Annotated in this window: 2 protein-coding genes; both read right to left on the bottom strand. The window is 61.8% G+C overall.

Annotated elements, in window-relative coordinates; genetic code table 11:
- Nucleotides 1–160: 160 nt before the first annotated feature.
- Nucleotides 161–1,432, bottom strand: a complete 1,272-nt coding sequence (locus tag WCE35_RS24125) for an IS110 family transposase (protein ID WP_424595822.1) — start codon at nt 1,430–1,432, stop codon at nt 161–163.
- Nucleotides 1,433–1,487: 55 nt separating this feature from the next.
- Entirely contained in the window at nt 1,488–1,628 is a 141-nt protein-coding gene (locus WCE35_RS24120) for a hypothetical protein (RefSeq protein ID WP_424595821.1), read from the bottom strand.
- Between the last annotated feature and the right edge of the window lie 140 nt (nt 1,629–1,768).

Genomic DNA, 1,768 nt, shown 5'->3' with positions numbered 1-1,768 from the left:
GGCCAGCGCAGCAAGAAGCTTTGGCTGTAGGACGCTCAACCTCGATCTATCGCACGTCATTGCGAGCGAAGCGAAGCAATCCATGGCGCCGCAAAGAAAATCTGGATTGCTTCGTCGCTATGCTCCTAGGAAGAAACTAGGACTTGGAAAAGCTAGGTCATCATGCGGCCTCGGCGATACGTTGAAGTTGGACCTCGAAGCCAAGCTTGGCGAGCTGGGCAACCAGGCGTTTGGTTTGGCCTTCGGTGGAACGGCGATGGAAGTGGTCGGCTCCGAGGTCGTGGTGTTCGGTGCCGTCTTTGAGGATGTGATAGATGGCTGTGAGGATCGAGGCGGCGACGGCACAAATGGCTTTCTGCGGCCCGCGCCGGCTCTGCAGCCGGAAGAACTGGGCTTTGTAATAGCTGTCCTTCTTCCGCTTGGCCGCCCATGCGCATTGGACCAGCATGGTCTTCAGCCATGGCGCCCCCTTGCGCAGGCGCGCTGGTTTTCGCTTGCCGGCGCTCTCGTTCTGGCCGGGGCAGAGGCCAGCCCAGGCGACGAGGTGCCCGGCGGTCGGGAACCGGCTCATGTCACGACCGATTTCCGACAGGATCGTCGTCCCCGATAAAGTGCTCACCCCCGGGATCGTGCACACAAGCCTGATCAATTCTCGAAACGGAGCCTCGCCGGCCTTGACCTCCTGGTCGATGCGCGCGATCCGCGCCTCGACTTCGACATCGATTTCCCGGATCGTCGCATCCAGGCCATCCCATTGCCGCAGATGAAGCCCCAGCAGGAAGCGGTGATGATCCGTCAGCCGTCCATGCAGCGCGTCGTACAACTGCTTCGGCGTCGCCTTGATCTGGGCGCTGGCCAGCGCTGCCAACCGGCGCGGATCGCGCACGCCCGTAATCATCGCCTCGATGATCCGCCGCCCGCTGGCGCCCATGATGTCGGAGAGTACCGAGTCCAGCTTGATGTTGGCCTCGGCGAGCGTCTTCTGGATCCGCTGGACGTGCCGGGTCTGCTCGCGCCCCAGTTGCTTGCGGGTGCGCAGCAGCGAGCGCAGTTCCTGCATCTCCTCTTCCGGCACGAAGCTCGGCTTGATCAATCCGCAGGCCAAAAGGTCGGCAATCCACATCGCATCGTTCAGGTCGGTCTTGCGGCCCGGAACGTTCTTGATGTGCGCCGCATTGGCGACGATCAGGGCGAAGTCTCCCTCGCCCAGAATCTTCCACACCGGCATCCAGTAGACCCCGGTTGCCTCCATTGCCACGTGGCTGCAGCGACATTCCGTCAACCACGCCGACAAGGCCCGCAAGCCATCCGTTGTCGTGTCAAATGTCCGGCATTCCCGCGTCATCTTGCCACCCGTCCCAAGCCGCGCGCAGGCGACAATCGTCGCCTTGTGAACGTCAAGACCGGCAACCCGTTCGTACATGATCTCCATCGCATATTCCTCCTCAAGCTGCGCCGCCAGCGTGGGGAGCCTGAACAAAGGAAACCTAGGAAGCGTGCTCCAGGGCATTGCTGCCCTTGGCGCCAGTGAGGGTCATCACGGCACCCCGGGTCCAACTCGCAACCGGGCTCTTACGCACCAGGGAGATATCGACCTCCTTGCCGGCGGACACGCTATAATATCCCACCGCCGATAACGTTTCATCCAGTAGGGTCGGCCAACGGCCGGTACCAAACTCGCAATGACGAGAGAGAGCCTACGCCCCCAGCACATCCTTCTGCATCTTGCCGCCGTAAAAATGGAAGAACGGCACGGGCGCGTCATGCT

It is taken from the genome of Bradyrhizobium sp., from assembly GCF_049691595.1.
In the GTDB taxonomy this organism is placed as follows: domain Bacteria; phylum Pseudomonadota; class Alphaproteobacteria; order Rhizobiales; family Xanthobacteraceae; genus Bradyrhizobium.
The sequence above is the reverse complement of the archived record's forward strand: the minus strand, read 5'-3'. Positions and strand labels throughout refer to the sequence as shown.

What these genes read in the sequence shown, in the direction of transcription:
- WCE35_RS24125 (WP_424595822.1), bottom strand. Translation starts at nt 1,432, where the DNA reads ATGGAGATCATGTACGAACGGGTTGCCGGTCTTGACGTTCACAAGGCG.